Source organism: Streptomyces sp. NPDC059917 (assembly GCF_042730635.1).
In the GTDB taxonomy this organism is placed as follows: domain Bacteria; phylum Actinomycetota; class Actinomycetes; order Streptomycetales; family Streptomycetaceae; genus Streptomyces.
Window position 1 is genome coordinate 1 of the sequence record NZ_JBHWLC010000033.1, and the last position, 15,620, is coordinate 15,620.

14 protein-coding genes are annotated in these 15,620 nt (G+C 71.9%); 3 read left to right on the plus strand and 11 right to left on the minus strand.

Annotated elements, in window-relative coordinates:
• Positions 1–145 precede the first annotated feature (145 nt).
• The 6 genes from folE to dacB all read right to left on the minus strand — a co-directional run bounded on the left by folE (position 146) and on the right by dacB (position 7,663).
• Positions 146–751, minus strand: coding sequence for a GTP cyclohydrolase I FolE (gene folE, locus ACFWAR_RS20165; protein WP_385778967.1), 606 nt, complete (start codon positions 749–751; stop codon positions 146–148).
• A 116-nt stretch (positions 752–867) separates the two neighbouring features.
• Positions 868–2,889 carry an ATP-dependent zinc metalloprotease FtsH gene (gene ftsH, locus ACFWAR_RS20170; RefSeq protein ID WP_385778969.1) on the minus strand — a complete coding sequence of 674 codons (2,022 nt, stop codon included), beginning with the start codon at positions 2,887–2,889 and terminating at the stop codon, positions 868–870.
• A gap of 195 nt (positions 2,890–3,084) precedes the next feature.
• Positions 3,085–3,645 (minus strand): hypoxanthine phosphoribosyltransferase, encoded by a 561-nt coding sequence (hpt, locus tag ACFWAR_RS20175; RefSeq protein ID WP_356406650.1) that lies wholly within the window; start codon positions 3,643–3,645, stop codon positions 3,085–3,087.
• A 77-nt stretch (positions 3,646–3,722) separates the two neighbouring features.
• Positions 3,723–4,808, minus strand: coding sequence for a tRNA lysidine(34) synthetase TilS (tilS, locus tag ACFWAR_RS20180; RefSeq protein ID WP_385778972.1), 1,086 nt, complete (start codon positions 4,806–4,808; stop codon positions 3,723–3,725).
• A 253-nt stretch (positions 4,809–5,061) separates the two neighbouring features.
• Positions 5,062–6,189 carry a zinc-dependent metalloprotease gene (locus ACFWAR_RS20185; protein ID WP_385778974.1) on the minus strand — a complete coding sequence of 376 codons (1,128 nt, stop codon included), beginning with the start codon at positions 6,187–6,189 and terminating at the stop codon, positions 5,062–5,064.
• 49 nt (positions 6,190–6,238) lie between these two features.
• Positions 6,239–7,663, minus strand: coding sequence for a D-alanyl-D-alanine carboxypeptidase/D-alanyl-D-alanine-endopeptidase (dacB, locus tag ACFWAR_RS20190; protein ID WP_385778976.1), 1,425 nt, complete (start codon positions 7,661–7,663; stop codon positions 6,239–6,241).
• Between the two features lie 157 nt (positions 7,664–7,820).
• Here dacB and ACFWAR_RS20195 point away from each other — a divergent pair, with 157 nt between their 5' ends.
• Complete coding sequence (locus ACFWAR_RS20195) at positions 7,821–8,315, plus strand: inorganic diphosphatase (protein ID WP_214947725.1); 495 nt, start codon at positions 7,821–7,823, stop codon at positions 8,313–8,315.
• A gap of 113 nt (positions 8,316–8,428) precedes the next feature.
• Complete coding sequence (locus ACFWAR_RS20200) at positions 8,429–10,084, plus strand: threonine/serine exporter family protein (protein ID WP_385778978.1); 1,656 nt, start codon at positions 8,429–8,431, stop codon at positions 10,082–10,084.
• Between the two features lie 94 nt (positions 10,085–10,178).
• Here the strand turns inward: ACFWAR_RS20200 and ACFWAR_RS20205 are convergent, their stop codons facing one another.
• The 4 genes from ACFWAR_RS20205 to ACFWAR_RS20220 form a co-directional block, all read right to left on the minus strand.
• Positions 10,179–10,877: a DedA family protein gene (locus ACFWAR_RS20205; RefSeq protein WP_385779095.1), complete on the minus strand. Its 699-nt coding sequence runs from the start codon at positions 10,875–10,877 to the stop codon at positions 10,179–10,181.
• Positions 10,878–11,039: 162 nt separating this feature from the next.
• Positions 11,040–11,798, minus strand: coding sequence for a MerR family transcriptional regulator (locus ACFWAR_RS20210; RefSeq protein WP_385778980.1), 759 nt, complete (start codon positions 11,796–11,798; stop codon positions 11,040–11,042).
• Between the two features lie 95 nt (positions 11,799–11,893).
• Positions 11,894–12,616 (minus strand): flavodoxin family protein, encoded by a 723-nt coding sequence (locus ACFWAR_RS20215; RefSeq protein ID WP_385778982.1) that lies wholly within the window; start codon positions 12,614–12,616, stop codon positions 11,894–11,896.
• Positions 12,617–12,682: 66 nt separating this feature from the next.
• Positions 12,683–13,681: a DUF5937 family protein gene (locus ACFWAR_RS20220; protein ID WP_385778984.1), complete on the minus strand. Its 999-nt coding sequence runs from the start codon at positions 13,679–13,681 to the stop codon at positions 12,683–12,685.
• A 121-nt stretch (positions 13,682–13,802) separates the two neighbouring features.
• Here ACFWAR_RS20220 and ACFWAR_RS20225 point away from each other — a divergent pair, with 121 nt between their 5' ends.
• Positions 13,803–14,993 carry an MFS transporter gene (locus ACFWAR_RS20225; protein WP_385778986.1) on the plus strand — a complete coding sequence of 397 codons (1,191 nt, stop codon included), beginning with the start codon at positions 13,803–13,805 and terminating at the stop codon, positions 14,991–14,993.
• 67 nt (positions 14,994–15,060) lie between these two features.
• On the opposite strand, the gene ACFWAR_RS20230 is transcribed toward ACFWAR_RS20225, so the two are convergent.
• The gene (locus ACFWAR_RS20230; RefSeq protein WP_385778988.1) at positions 15,061–15,609 is read right to left on the minus strand and encodes a DinB family protein; all 549 of its coding nucleotides are present in this window, start codon (positions 15,607–15,609) and stop codon (positions 15,061–15,063) included.
• Positions 15,610–15,620: the final 11 nt, after the last annotated feature.

Consider the following 15,620-nt stretch of genomic DNA (forward strand, 5'->3'; position numbering starts at 1 on the left):
CGGGGGCCATCATCCGGCCGCGCCACCTCCGCCACCGGCCCCCCCGCCACCCCGCCCCCCCCCGCCCCCCACCCGGTTACCCACACGAATTTCCTCGGCCGTCGCTGATGCGACGGCCGTCCTCTTCGTGTGCGGTGCGGGGGCCTCAGCGGGCCACGATCAGGCTCATCGCCTCGCCGCGGGTCGCGGGGTCGCGGAGCTGGCCGCGGACCGCCGAGGTGAGGGTCTTGGCGCCCGGCTTGCGGATGCCGCGGACCGACATGCACATGTGCTCGGCCTCGATGACGACGATCGCCCCGCGGGCCTCCAGGATGCGCATCAGCGAGTCGGCTATCTGGGTGGTGAGGCGTTCCTGCACCTGCGGGCGGCGGGCGTAGACCTCGACCAGCCGGGCCAGCTTCGACAGGCCGGTGATCTTGCCGGACTCGGCCGGGATGTAGCCGACGTGGGCCACGCCGTGGAAGGGCAGCAGGTGGTGCTCGCAGAGGCTGACGATCTCGATGTCCTTCACCAGGACCATCTCGTCGTGCCCGAGGTCGAAGGTCGTGGTGAGCACGTCCTCCGGCTCCTGCCACAGGCCCGCCAGGATCTCCCGGTAGGCCCGCGCCACTCGCGCCGGGGTCTCCAGAAGGCCCTCGCGGTCCGGGTTCTCGCCGACCGCGAGGAGAAGCTCCCGCACTGCCGCCTCGGCCCGCTTCTCGTCGAACTCGCGGGCCGCGCCCTCGCCATCCAGGGTCACTGGATTGGTCATCTCTTCCTCGTTCCTGCCATTGCAGTGCTGGACAGCAGTGCTGGACATGTAAAAGTGCCGCGGTCCCCAGGCTAGAACCTGGGGACCGCGGCATCCATTCCGGAGTGCTCGCTCTGTCAGCTCTCGGGACGGTCCTCCGGGACCGCCTCGGGGCTCTTCTCCGTGGAGACCGGAGCGGAGCTACCGTTCGCCGCGTTCGTCAGGGACAGCTCCCGGGGGGAGAGCACCGGCGGACGGGTCGACGGGGTACGGCGGGAGGATCCGGTCCACGCGGGGCGGGCCGGACGCTTCACGATCGTCGAGAAGACCTCGGCGATCTGCTCCTTGTTCAGCGTTTCCTTCTCCAGCAGCGCGAGGACGAGGTTGTCGAGCACGTCGCGGTTCTCGACCAGGATTTCCCAGGCCTCGTTGTGCGCCGTCTCGATGAGCTTCTTGACCTCTTCGTCGACCAGCGCGGCGACCTCTTCCGAGTAGTCGCGCTGGTGCGCCATGTCGCGGCCCAGGAACGGTTCGGTGTTGTCGCCACCGAACTTGATCGCGCCCAGGCGCTCCGTCATGCCGTACTGGGTGACCATCGCGCGGGCCGTGGCGGTGGCCTTCTCGATGTCGTTCGCGGCGCCCGTGGTCGGGTCGTGGAAGACCAGTTCCTCGGCCGCGCGCCCGCCCAGCATGTACGCGAGCTGGTCCAGCATCTCGTTGCGCGTGGTGGAGTACTTGTCCTCGTCCGGCAGCACCATGGTGTAACCCAGGGCACGGCCACGGGACAGGATCGTGATCTTGTGGACCGGGTCGGAGTTCGGGGAAGCCGCCGCGACCAGGGCGTGGCCGCCCTCGTGGTACGCGGTGATCTTCTTTTCCCGGTCCGACATGATCCGGGTCCGCTTCTGCGGGCCCGCCACGACGCGGTCGATCGCCTCGTCCAGGGCGTGGTTGTCGATCAGCTTCCGGTCCCCGCGCGCGGTGAGCAGCGCGGCTTCGTTCAGCACGTTCGCCAGGTCCGCGCCGGTGAAACCGGGCGTACGACGGGCAACCGCGCCCAGGTCGACGTCCGGGGCGACCGGCTTGCCCTTCTGGTGGACCTTGAGGATCTCCAACCGGCCCTGCATGTCCGGACGGTCCACCGCGATCTGGCGGTCGAAACGGCCGGGGCGCAGCAGCGCCGGGTCGAGGATGTCCGGACGGTTCGTGGCGGCGATCAGGATGACGCCGCCCTTCACGTCGAAGCCGTCCATCTCGACCAGCAGCTGGTTGAGGGTCTGCTCGCGCTCGTCGTGACCGCCACCGAGACCCGCACCACGGTGCCGGCCGACGGCGTCGATCTCGTCGACGAAGACGATCGCCGGAGCGTTGGCCTTGGCCTGTTCGAACAGGTCACGGACACGCGAGGCACCGACACCGACGAACATCTCGACGAAGTCGGAACCGGAGATCGAGTAGAAGGGAACACCGGCTTCGCCCGCGACAGCGCGCGCGAGCAGGGTCTTGCCGGTGCCGGGCGGGCCGTAGAGCAGCACGCCCTTGGGGATCTTCGCGCCGACGGCCTGGAACTTGGCCGGCTCCTGCAGGAACTCCTTGATCTCGTGGAGCTCCTCCACCGCCTCGTCCGAGCCCGCCACGTCGGCGAACGTCGTCTTCGGGGTGTCCTTGGTGATCAGCTTGGCCTTGGACTTCCCGAAGTTCATGACTCGGGAGCCGCCGCCCTGCATCTGATTCATCAGGAACAGGAAGACCACGACGATCAGGACGAAGGGCAGCAGGCTCAGCAGGACGCTGAGGAACGGGCTGGTCTTGTCCGGCGAGACGGTGTACCCGTCCGCGATCTTGCCCGCGTCGTACTTGGTCTGGAGGTCCTTGGCGAGCGCGACGCCCTGGTCCCCGATGTAGTTGGCCTGGAACTTGGTGCCGTCGTTCTTACCGAGCTTCTCGCCACTCTTCAGCTCGATCTTGATCATCTGGCTGTCACCGGTGGTGAGCTTGGCGCTCGACACCTGGTCCTGGTTGATCGCCTTGATGACCTCGCTGGTCTCCACCGACTTGTAGCCGCCGCCGGAGCCGACGACGTTCATCAACACGACCACGGCGAGGACGGCCAGCACGATCCACATGACCGGCCCACGGAAGTATCGCTTCACGTCCATCCATACGGGGCGCAGAGCACCCCGTCCCTCCTGCCCGTAGGTAAATGCTGCTGTGAGTAAAGACTGTTCTTCGGAATGTACCCCTGAATTGTCACCCGCGGCCTCGTGGGACGGCTGACAGACCCGCCTTCGCATGCTCCAACGGCGGGAATCGCCCCCAGGTTCCCCAACGGGGACCCGGGGGCGGCGGCGGGATCAGCCGCCGTAGACGTGCGGGGCGAGCGTGCCCACGAACGGCAGGTTGCGGTACTTCTCCGCGTAGTCGAGGCCGTAACCGACGACGAACTCGTTGGGGATGTCGAAGCCGACCCAACGGACGTCGATGGCGACCTTCGCGGCGTCGGGCTTGCGCAGCAGCGTGCAGACCTCCAGGGAGGCCGGCTCGCGGGAGCCCAGGTTCGACAGCAGCCAGGACAGCGTCAGACCGGAGTCGATGATGTCCTCGACGATCAGGACGTGCTTGCCCTTGATGTCGGTGTCCAGGTCCTTGAGGATGCGGACCACGCCGGAGGACTGGGTCCCGGCGCCGTAGGAGGACACCGCCATCCAGTCCATGGTGAGGGGGGTGGACAAGGCGCGTGCCAGGTCCGCCATCACCATCACCGCGCCCTTGAGGACGCCGACGATGAGCAGGTCCTTGCCCGCGTACTGCTCGTCGATCTTCGCGGCCAGCTCGGCCAGCTTCGCGTCGATCTCTTCCTTGGTGATGAGCACCGACTGGAGGTCGTCGCCCATGTCCTTCTCGTCCACCCGCATCACTTTCGTAGTCCGCCGTGGCTCCGGGGGTTCCCCGGAGGACTCAGCCGCCCGGGGCGACGGCTCAGTCATCGCCGTCAGCCCTGCCGGATGACCAGTCTGCCACCCTGGCGCTGGGCCTCGACCCGGCCGGGCAGGTTGATGGCGCCCTGACCGCGCCAACCCGTGATCAGGCGGTCCACTTCCTCGATGTGGCGGGCGAACAGCGAACCGGCGGGGGAACCGGCCGACAGGACGGCCCTGCGCAGCACGCGGCGGCGAACGGCCGGGGGCAGGGCGAAGAGCTTGGCGCACTCCAGCTGGCCGAGCTCGTCCCGTACGGCGGACTCCGCGTCGGCGGCCCAGGCGTCCAGCGCGTCGGCGTCGTCCCGGGAGAGCTGGGCGGTCCGGGCGAGGGCCTCGACCACTCCCTTGCCGAGCGCCTTCTCCAGGGCGGGCAGCCCTTCGTGGCGCAGCCGGGAGCGGGTGTAGGCGGGGTCGATGTTGTGCGGGTCGTCCCAGACGGCCAGGGACTGGACCATGCAGGCCTTGCGGGCGGTCTGCCGGTCGATGTGCAGGAAGGGGCGGCGGTAGCGGCCGGTGCGGCCGGGGCCTCCGGAGATCTCGGCCATCCCGGACAGGGAGCGGATGCCGGAACCGCGGGCCAGCCCCAGCAGGACGGTTTCCGCCTGGTCGTCCCGGGTGTGGCCGAGCAGGACGGTGGCGGCGCCGAGCCGGTCGGCGGCCTCGTCGAGGGCGGCGTAGCGGGCGTCGCGGGCGGCCGCCTCGGGTCCGCCGTCGCGGCCGACGCGCACGGCGATGGCTTCCGCCGGTTCCAGCTGGAGCGCGGTCATCCGGCTGACGACCTCGGCGGCGCGCAGGTCGGAGCCGTCCTGGAGGCCGTGGTCGACGGTGATGCCGCCGGCCCGGATGCCGAGTTTGGGGGCCTCGAAGGCGAGGGCGGAGGCGAGCGCCATGGAATCGGCGCCACCGGAGCAGGCGACGAGCACGAGCGGCTGCGGGCCGCCGGCGCGGTCGGTGCGGGCCCTGCTGTCGGCGCGGTCGGCGCGGCGGGCAGCGGGGGCGGTGCGGCGTTCGGTGGGGTCGGTCAGGTCGGTGAGAACGTCGTGGAGTACGCGGCGGACCGCCAGGCGTATCGCCGCGACCGCAGGATGGGGACCCATGTCCGGTGCCCTTCGGTGGAGTTCGGATGCCTCGGAGGCGTTGGGGGTGGTGCGCGCTCGGGGTGCTCGGCCGCGCCCGCCGGCCCCGCGGAAGGTTCCGCGAGAGGACGGGCTGTCACTCAGAGTGCGTCGATGGTGACAGAACCGAGCCGTTCCCTGAGCATCGCACGCCCTTCATCGACCCACGGTCCCTCGGACGGGTGATGCTGCTTCCCCCGACGGGACAGCTTTACGCCCCCTTGTTCGCCCCTTTTCACTCCCCCCGCCGGTGGACGCGGGCCACCCAGTCCGCGGGCTTGGCGATCTCCGCTTTGGTCGGCAATGTGTTCGGTGAAGTCCATACCCGGTTGAAACCGTCCATTCCCACCTCCCCGACGACCGCGCGGACGAAGCGCTCGCCGTCGCGGTACTGACGCAGCTTCGCGTCCAGGCCCAGCAGCTTGCGCAGGGCCGCGTCGAGGCGTCCGGCGCCGCTGGCCCGGCGGGTCTGGAACTTCTCCCGGATCTCCGCGACCGAGGGCACCACCTCGGGGCCGACCCCGTCCATGACGAAGTCCGCGTGGCCCTCCAGCAGGGACATCACCGCCGTCAGCCGCCCCAGCACCTCCCGCTGCTCGGGGGTCTGGACGAGCTCCACCAAGGAGCGCCCCTCTTCCCCGCGCTCGCCGTCCGGACGGGCCCCGACCAGGGACTGGGCGGCTTCGCGCAGCCGCTCCAGCACCGTCATCGGGTCCATCTCGGTGGCGCCGAGGAACGTCTGGATTTCGCCCTCCAGATGTTCCCGCAGCCACGGCACGGCGGTGAACTGGGTACGGTGCGTCTCCTCGTGCAGGCACACCCACAGCCGGAAGTCGTGCGGGTTGACCTCCAGCTCGCGCTCGACGTGCACGATGTTGGGCGCCACCAGCAGCAGCCGCCCGCCCCCCGTCGCGGAACCCGGCAGGTCCCGGGAGACCGGCGCGAAGGTCTCGTACTGACCGAGCACGCGCGAGGACAGGAAGCTCAGCAGCATCCCCAGCTCGACCCCGGTCACCTTGCCGCCGACCGCGCCGAGGACGGCCCCTCCGGGCGTGCTGCCGCGCCGGTCCTGCATCTTGCCGAGCAGGGGTCCCAGCAGCTCCCGGAAGCCCGCCACATTGGCCTTGACCCATCCGGCCCTGTCGACGACCAGGACCGGCGTGTCCTCGACGACCGTCCCCTCGGGCATCATCCTGGTGAACTCGCGCACGTGCCGTTCCGAGGTCCTGGCGTGCTCGCGCAGTTCCGCCACCACGGCCCGCGCCTCGTCCCGGGTGATCTCCGGGCCGGGCCGCACGAGCCGGGTCGCGGTCGTCACCGCGAGATTCCAGTCGACCATCTCCACACCACCGATGCTCGTCATGCGTCAACGGTACGTGGACGGGCCGCCGGGCGGATCCCCCCGGACGGGGCTACGGCGTGGTGGCGATGGTGGCCGCGAGCTTGTCCAGGGCCTTCTCGGCGGCGTCGGGGGCCGGGGTGTTCGCCGTCAGGAACGCGAAGACGAGCAGCCGCCCGGAGGGGTCGACGACCGTACCGGCCAGCGAGTTCACCCCGGTGAGCGTGCCGGTCTTGGCCCGCAGCAGCCCCGCCGCCGGTGAGGCGCCGGCGTTGCGGGCCCGCAGGGTGCCGCTGAACCCGGCCACCGGCAGCCCGGTGAGGACGGGGCGCAGCGCGGGGCGGGCCGGGTCGGCGGCCTTGGTCAGCAGGGCGGTGAGCAGCCCGGCGCTGACCTTGTCGGCCCGGTTCAGCCCGCTGCCGTCGGCGAAGCGGGCGCCGCTCAGGTCGACCCCGAGCCCGGCGAGCCGCTCGGTGACGGCCTGCTCGGCGCCCTCGAAGCTCGCGGGCTTGCCGGCCGCCAGCGCGGTCTGGCGGGCCAGCGCCTCGGCGATGTCGTTGTCGCTGTTGGTCAGCATCCGCTCGACGAGCCCGCCCAGCGGGGTGGAGAGGGTGAAGGCCAGCGGCGCGGCGCCCGCCGGGGCCTTGGCCGGGGCGGCGTCGCCGGTGACCTTGATCCCCCGCTCGCGCAGCAGGTCGGCGAAGGCGGCGGCGGCGTCCCTGGCGGGGTCGTCGGTGCGCCCCACCGGGCCGGAGAAGGATTCGTCGGACCGGCCCTCGTCGGCCATCAGGGCGCTGACGGGCGCGATGTTGTCGTTGGCGCCGATCGGGTGACGGGCGGGTCCGCCGAAGAGCGTGGCGTCGTACCCGAGGGTGACCGTGTCGGTGTTGGCGGAGCGCAGCGCCTGGGCGGTGTCGGCGGCGAGGGCGACGAGGCTGCCGCCGGGGCCCGCCGGGTTCTTCTTGCGGGCGCTGAGCGAGGGGTCGCCGCCGCCGACGAGGACGATCCGGCCGCCCTGGTCGGGGACGACGGTGGTGCGGATGCGGTGCTCGGGGCCGAGGGCGGCGAGCGCGGCGGTGGCGGTGGCGATCTTGATCGTGGAGGCGGGGGTCATCGCCTCGTGCGAGCCGCTGTCGAAGAGCACCCGGCCGGTGGCCGCCTCGACGACCGAGGCGCCGCGGACCGTGCCGAGCGCGGAATCGGACAGCAGCGGCCGCAGCGCGGCGGCGAGGTCGTCGCGGTTCCCGGCCGGTGCGGCCGGGGCGGATCCGGGGGCGCTCAACGGCGCCAGGACGCCCGGGGCGCTGGGCGCGGCGAGCGGAGTGACATATTCCCCGTGATCTCCGCCACCCGTACGGCCCCAAGAGGCGGCTGCGGCCCGCTCGGCCTTACGCTGGCCGGAGTCCCACGGACCGGCCGCGACCACCGCGGTGGCCGACAGGGCCAGGCCCGCAACGGCCGAACCGGCGATGAGCTGCCATGTCTTGATCAATGGCACCTCTACCAGCCCCTTTCGCGATCACACGTATGCGTGAGGGACACTTAACCACTGAGTCTTGCCGCGAGCATGGCACCCCACCCGCAGGGCTGGGCCGGACGCGCACGCGGATCACAGCAGTCTCGAAGCAATGCAGCTGATCATGGAGGAGCAGGACGTGGAGTTCGACGTCACCATCGAGATCCCCAAGGGTTCGCGGAACAAGTACGAAGTGGACCACGAGACCGGCCGGATCCGCCTGGACCGTCGCCTCTTCACGTCCACCAGCTACCCGGCCGACTACGGCTTCGTCGAGAACACCCTCGGCGAGGACGGCGACCCGCTGGACGCGCTCGTCATCCTCGACGAGCCGACCTTCCCGGGCTGCCTGATCAAGTGCCGCGCGATCGGCATGTTCAACATGACGGACGAGGCCGGCGGCGACGCCAAGCTGCTGTGCGTCCCGGCGTCGGACCCGCGCGTGGAGCACCTGCGCGACATCCACCACGTCTCCGAGTTCGACCGCCTGGAGATCCAGCACTTCTTCGAGGTCTACAAGGACCTGGAGCCCGGCAAGTCCGTCGAGGGCGCGAACTGGGTCGGCCGCACCGAGGCCGAGGCCGAGATCGAGGCCTCGTACAAGCGCCTGGAGGCGCAGGGCGGCCACCACTGAGTGGATCCCCGCTGATCTCCGCCCGTCGGCGTATCCCGGGCCGCCACGGACGAAACGATTCCGCATAATTGGATCACCGGTTGGGGATCCGGCCCAGGGACACAGGAGCGCGCGTGGCGGCAGAGGCCGATTCAGAGGACCGCGACCGGCGCAAGCCCGCCTCGGACGAGGCGCGCAGCGCCTTCAGCCAGCCTGCCGGAGTGGCCGACGCGGCGGTCTTCGAGGACGAACAGCCCACCTCCGAGTTCGCCGCCCCCGCGGGCACCGCCGCCGTGCCGGTCGAACCCGAGGGCTCCGCCTTCGCCCTGCCCGCCACCTACAGCGGCCGCCACTCCCCGCCCGCCTACACCCCCGGCCAGGGGTACCCGGTCTCCCGGATGAAGGAGTCCCCCTGGCAGGACCGGATGCGCACCATGCTGCGCATGCCCGTGGGCGACCGCCCGGTCCCCGAGGCCGTGCAGCGCGTGAGCGAGGACTCCGGGCCCGCCGTCGGCCGCGTGCTCGACCTCACCCTGCGCATCGGCGAGCTGCTGCTCGCGGGCGGCGAGGGGGCCGAGGACGTCGAGGCCGCGATGTTCGCCGTGGCCCGCGCCTACGGGCTCGACCGCTGCGAGCCCACCGTCACCTTCACCATGCTCTCGATCACCCACCAGCCCTCGCTGGTGGACGATCCCGTCTCGGCGAGCCGGACCGTGCGCCGCCGGGGCACCGACTACACCCGGCTGGCGGCCGTCTTCCGGCTCGTCGACGACATCAGCGCGCACGAGGTCGAGGTCTCCCTGGAGGAGGCCTACCGGCGCCTCGCCGAGATCCGGCGCAACCGCCACCCGTACCCGGGCTGGGTGCTCACCCTGGCCGCCGGACTGCTCGCCGGGGCCGCCTCCACGCTCGTCGGCGGTGGCGTCGTGGTCTTCTTCGCGGCCGCGATCGGAGCCGTGCTCGGCGACCGGCTGGCCTGGCTGTGCGCCGGGCGCGGGCTGCCGGAGTTCTACCAGTTCGTGGTGGCCGGAATGCCGCCCGCCGCGCTCGGGGTGGCCCTCAAGCTGGCCGAGATCGACGTGCGCGCCTCCGCGGTCATCACCGGCGGGCTCTTCGCGCTGCTGCCCGGGCGGGCCCTGGTCGCGGCCGTGCAGGACGGCCTGACCGGCTACTACATCACCGCCTCGGCCCGCCTGCTGGAGGTCATGTACCTCTTCATCGGGATCATCATGGGCGTCCTGGTGGTGATCTACGTCGGCCTCCAGTGGGGCGCCAAGCCCAATCCGGAGGAGGCCCTCCAGATCACCCAGCGGCCGATCATCCAGACCATCGCTTCGATGGTGCTGGTCTTCACCTTCGCGATCCTGCTCCAGCAGGAACGCTCCACCGTGCTGATCGTGACCCTGAACGGCGGGGTCGCCTGGGTGACCTACGGCGCCCTGCACTACGCGGGCGACCTGGCCCCCGTACCCTCCACCGCGATCGCGGCCGGTCTGGTGGGCCTGTTCGGGCAGCTCTTCTCCCGCTACCGCTTCGCCTCCGCCCTGCCCTTCGTGACCGCGGCCATCGGGCCGCTGCTGCCGGGCTCGGCGACGTACTACGGGCTGCTCCTGATCGCCGAGAACCGGCTCAGCATGGGCTTCGCCTCGCTGACCAACGCCGCCGCGATCGCCTTCGCCATCGCCATCGGGGTCAACCTGGGCTCGGAGGCCTCGCGGCTCTTCATGCGCATCCCGGGCTCCGCGAGCGCCGCCAAGCGCCGCGCGGCCAAGCGGACCCGCGGATTCTGACCCGCCCGGCCCCGGGGCACCGCGTGCCCCGGGTACGCCGACGCCCCGGGGCACGAGGTGCTCCCGGGGCGTCGGCGCGTGCGCGGCGGGCGGTTCAGCGCTTGGCGTGCCGCCCGCGCTGGCCCGGTGCGGGCGGGAAGCCGTCCTGGCCGCCGGCGGCGGGCTCGGCGGGGGCGGGGTTCGCCTTCTTCTCCTTGCGGGACTTCATGACCTCGAAGATCACCGGGATGACGGAGATCAGGACGATGCCGATGAAGATCGGCTCGACGTTGTTCTTGATGAACTCGAACTGGCCGAGCTGGTAGCCCAGGATCGTGACGCCCGCGCCCCACAGCACGCCACCGATGACGTTGAACATCAGGAAGGTGCGGTACTTCATCGCGGTCGCGCCCGCGACCATCGGCGCGAAGGTGCGGATGATCGGCACGAAACGGGCGAGCACGATGGCCTTGGGCCCGTGCTTGACCATGAAGTCCTGCGCCGAGTCGAGGTTCTCGCGCTTGAAGAGCCGCGAATTGGGCTTGTTGAAGAGCTTCGGCCCGAAGACCTTGCCGATCATGTAACCGACCTGGTCACCGAGGATCGCGGCGGCCACGATCAGCGTGCAGACCAGCCACAGCGGCTGCTCGATCGTGCCGGCCGCGACGAACAGACCGGCCGTGAAGAGCAGCGAATCGCCCGGCAGGAACGCGAAGAGACCCGATTCCGCGAAGACGATGACCAAGATGCCGATCAGGCCGAATTGCCCGATCAGGTACTCCGGAGAGATCCACTCAGGGCCGAGTGCGAGCATGTTCACGAGTTCCGGAGTCTCCTGGATCGGGGGGATGCGGGCAGGACCTGCGCCGGGTGGGAACACATGGCGGTGGTTTCAAGTATGAACGCACACGGCCCCCACCGGGTTCCAGACCCCGGCGGGGGCTCACGGGCGCGCTCGCGCCCCGGGGCGGCCGCCCTACGCCCGGCGCACCGCGTTGGCCGTGATCGCGTCGCGCAGGTAGACCGCCAGGCCCGGGCGGACCTTGTCGTAGTACGCCGTGAACCGCTCGTCCGCGACGTACATCTCGCCCAGCGCGGTGTGCATCTCGTACGAGCAGGGGTAGGAGTTCCCGTCGATCCAGGCGCGGTGCTCCTCGGCCAGGTCCATGGCGGCGGCCGACTCCGCGGACGCGCCCGTCTCCATCAGCGCGGCCAGCCGCCGGTTGATGTCGTCGGACTCGCCCATGATCCGCTGCCAGTCCTCCTTCGTCGCCGACGCGGCCCTGCGCCGCGACTCGGCGTAGGCGTCGGTGGTGCCCCAGCGGCGCTCGGCCTCCGCGGCGTACCGGTCGGGATCGTGGTCCCCGAAGACCTCGAACTTCTCCTCGGGGGTCAAATCGATGCTCATCGTGCGTGCCTCCATCGCGCGCTCCACGGCCGCCGCCATCCGCTGGAGCGTCCCGATCCGGTCCGACAGGAGCGCGTGCTGCCTGCGCAGGTGCTCCTGGGGATCGGTCCGCGGGTCGTCCAGCAGCGCCGCCACCTCGTCGAGCGGAAAGCCGAGCTCCCGGTAGAACAGGATCCGCTGCAACCGGTCGAGGTCACCGTCGCCGTAGCGCCGGTGCCCCGCGCCGCTGCGGCCGCTCGGGGAGAGCAGCCCGATCTCGTCGTAGTGGTGCAGCGTCCGCACCGTGACCTTCGCGAAACCGGCGACCTGTCCCACGGAATAGCCCATGGCCTCCGCCCCTCCTCTTCTCGGGTACGCACCCACAGTGCTGCCTCACGTCGCGTGAGGTGCAAGCGCGGAGCGCGGGCGGCCGGCGGAGGGCTTCAGCGGTGCTCGGGGTTGGGGAAGTCGAAGCGGCAGCCCGCGTCCCACTGCGAGCGCTGGTTGCCGTGCGCCGGGATCCCGCCCGAGCGCCGGAGCAGGGCGGCCAGGTGCATCAGGTTCCAGGACATGAAGGCGGTGTTGCGGTTGGTGAAGTCGTTCTCGGGGCCGCCGGAACCGGGGTCCATGTAGGAGGGCCCGGGACCGGCCTCGCCGATCCAGCCCGCGTCCGCCTGCGGCGGCACCGTGTAGCCCAGGTGCTGGAGGCTGTAGAGCACGTTCATCGCGCAGTGCTTGACCCCGTCCTCGTTGCCGGTGATCAGGCAGCCGCCGACCCGCCCGTAGTAGGCGTACTGGCCCTCCTCGTTCAGGACCGAGGAGCAGGCGTAGAGCCGCTCGATGACCCGCTTCATCACGGAGCTGTTGTCGCCGAGCCAGATCGGGCCCGCCAGGACGAGGATGTCCGCCGCCATGATCTGCGAGTAGAGGACCGGCCAGTCGTCGCTCTCCCAGCCGTGCTCGGTCATGTCGGGCCAGACCCCGGTGGCGATGTCCCGGTCGACCGCGCGGATCAGCTCGGTGGTGACGCCGTTCGCCTCCAGCACGGCCCGGCTCCTGTCGATCAGCCCGTCGGTGTTGCTGGGCTCGGGCGAGCGTTTGAGCGTGCAGTTGACGTAGACGGCACGCAGGTTCAGGTCGCGGTAATCGTGATCGTTCGTCGGCACGCGTCCAGCCTGACCGCGCACCCCCGCCCGCGCGAGCGCGGTGGCCCGTCCGGGCCCGGGGGCGCTCTAGGCCGGTGCGAGCAGCGCGTCCGCGACCGCGGTACGGGCGTACAGCACCGAACGACCGGCCCGGTGCGCGGTGACCAGCCCGGCCCCCCGCAGCGCGGTCAGGTGCTGCGAGACCGCGGGCGCGGACAGCGCGCACCGGGCGGCCAGGTCGGTCGTGGAGGCCGGGGTGTCCAGCTCGGCGAGCAGCAGCGCCCGGGAGCGGCCCAGCACCGCGGCGACGGCCTCCCCGGCGGCCCCCGGGGTGCGGGGCTCCCACAGCGTGCCGATCCCGCGCGCCGGGTAGGCCAGTTGGGGCGGCTCCGGCACCACCGAGCGGGTCAGCACCCGCGGCCAGGCGAAGGCCGAGGGCACCAGCAGCATCCCCGCGCCCGCGTGGTCCCGGGTCACCGAGCAGTGCCTGCGCACCAGGCGCAGCGTGCCCTCGTCCCACGTGACCGACTCGTGCAGCTCGTTCAGCACGTACGCGGAGCCGTACTCGGCCACCTGGCGCGCCCGGTGGAAGACGTCGGCCTCCAGCAGCTGCCGGATCCTGGCCCAGTAGGGCGCGATCGCCAGCTCCCAGTAGGTCTCGATCTCGGCCGCGACCTTCTCCAGCGCGGCCCCGGGCGCCTCCTCCAGCAGCCGCAGCCGGGCCGCCCCCGCGCCCGCGGGCCCGGGGCGCTCGGCCCGCAGCCGGGCGAGGTCCGCCCGTACCCGCTCGGGGGCGGTGTCCCGGATCATCGTCAGCTCCGCGGCCAGCTCCGGGAAGGGACCGGCCGGGGTCGGGTTGAGGAAGTCCGCGAGGTAGCCGCGGGCCGGGACCAGCTCGGCCAGCCAACCGCGGTCCAGGCCCGCGCACTCCAGCCGGGGGCGCACCTGCTCGGCCCAGCGGCGGTGCGGCACCGGATCGGCCGCACCGGCCAGCAGCCGGAAGCTGGTGACGACCTCCCACATCGGGGAGACCGCGAAGCGGGTCTGCGCCAGGTCCGCCGTCGAGAAGCTCAGCTCCGACTCCACAGCCCCGCCTCCGTATCCGCGGCCGTCCCCGGCCGTCCGGGACCACCGGGCCACGCGCCCGGTGGATTCGGCCTGAGCTTAATCAATACGGCGGGCGGGGGCAGGGGCGCACGCTCCTCGCATGCCCTCCACCTTCCGCGGACTCCCGCCCACCGTCTGGACCGTCTTCGCCGGAACGATCGTCAACCGGCTCGGTCACCTGGTCACGCCCTTCCTCGTGTTCCTGCTGGCCGACCGCGGGGTGACGGGGTCCGAAGCCGCCTACGTCCTCGGCGCGCTCGGCGCCGGCAACCTGCTCGGTCCGGTCCTCGGCGGCTTCCTCGCCGACCGGATCGGCCGCCGGCCCACCATGCTGACCGGGCTGCTCGGCGCCGCGGCCGCGCAGGGGGCGCTGTTCCTGGCCCCGGGCGCCCTGACGATGGCCGCGGCGGCCCTGCTGCTGAGCGCCGCCTCGGCGACCGTCAGCCCCGCCGCCTACGCGCTGATGGCCGACACCGTGGACCCGGAGCGCCGACAGCGCGCCTACGCCCTCTTCGGCTGGGGGGTCAACATCGGCACCGCGGTCGCCGGGGTGCTGGGCGGGTTCCTCGCCGCCCACGGCTACTGGCTGCTCTTCGCGGTCGACGCCGGGACCCTGCTGGTCTACGCCGCGGTGGTGGCGACCCGGCTGCGCGAGCCGCTGCGCGCCCCCAAGGCCGCGGAGGCCGGGGCCGGGCTCGGCTACGGGGTGGTGCTGCGCGACCGGCTGCTGCTCGCCCTGCTCCCGCTCTTCGGGGTGCAGCTCTTCGTGTACTCGCTGACCGAGGTGGCGCTGCCGCTGGCCATGCGCGACAGCGGGCTCTCCCCCGCCGCCTACGGGGCCACCGCGGCCGTCAACGCGATCCTGGTGGTCGCGCTGCAGCCCTTCGCCTCCGGCCTGCTCTCCCGGCTGCCCCAGCTGCCCGTGCAGGCGGCGGGCAGCGCGCTGATCGCCGTGGGCGTGGCGCTGACCGGGCTCGCCGACGGCATCGTCGGCTACACGGTGTCGGTGGCCGTCTGGTCGCTGGGCGAGGTGGTCGTGGCCGGCATCGCGGCCTCCGTCGTCGCCAACCTCGCCCCGGCGGACGCCCGCGGCCGCTACCAGGGCGCCTTCGGCTGGACCTGGGGCGTGGCCCGCTTCGCCGCGCTCACCCTGGGCGTCACCCTCTACGAGGGCGCCGGACCGGCCGCCCTGTGGCTGCTCGCCCTCACGGCCGGGCTGCTCACGGCGGCGACCACCCTGGCCCTGCACCGCCGCGTCACGGCCCGCCTGACCCACGACCTGGCGGCGTAGCGCCCGTACGCCCGGGCCGCCGCCCCCGGAGGCAGGGCGAGGCCCGGCGCGATCTGGAGGGAACCGCCTAGGCCTGGGCTTCGGTCCGGGCCTGGGCCACCAGCTCGAAGGCTGTCTTGCCGTCGAGGGACTCGCGGATGACGTCGGCGTGCCCCGCGTGCCGGGCGTGCTCCTCGATCAGGTGCAGGAGCAGCCAGCGCATCGAGACCCGGCCCTCCTTGGGGAACCAGGGCTGGTCCGGCAGCGGGAAGGTGTCGTCCAGGCTCGGCACGTCGCGGACGAACTTCTCCAGCTCGACCACCACCCCGTCCCAGAACTCCAGGACCGCGGCCACCGATTCGTCGCCGACGAGTCGGAAGCTGTCCGCCCAGGTCGTCTCGTCGCGCTGCTTCTCGTTCGGCTGCTGCTGGGCCATCCGCAGCCAGCCCAGCTCGGTCTCGGACACGTGCTTGAGCAGCCCGGACAGGGACAGCTCGCTCGCGCTGGGGCGGCTCGCGGCCTGCTCGTCCGTGAGGCCGAGGACCGATCGCCGCAGCCCGCCGCGCTGGGCCTCGATGAAGGACAGGAGCGCGCTGCGCTCGTCGCCGTGTGCTTCCGCGGGAACGTGGGTGACCATGCTGAACGACC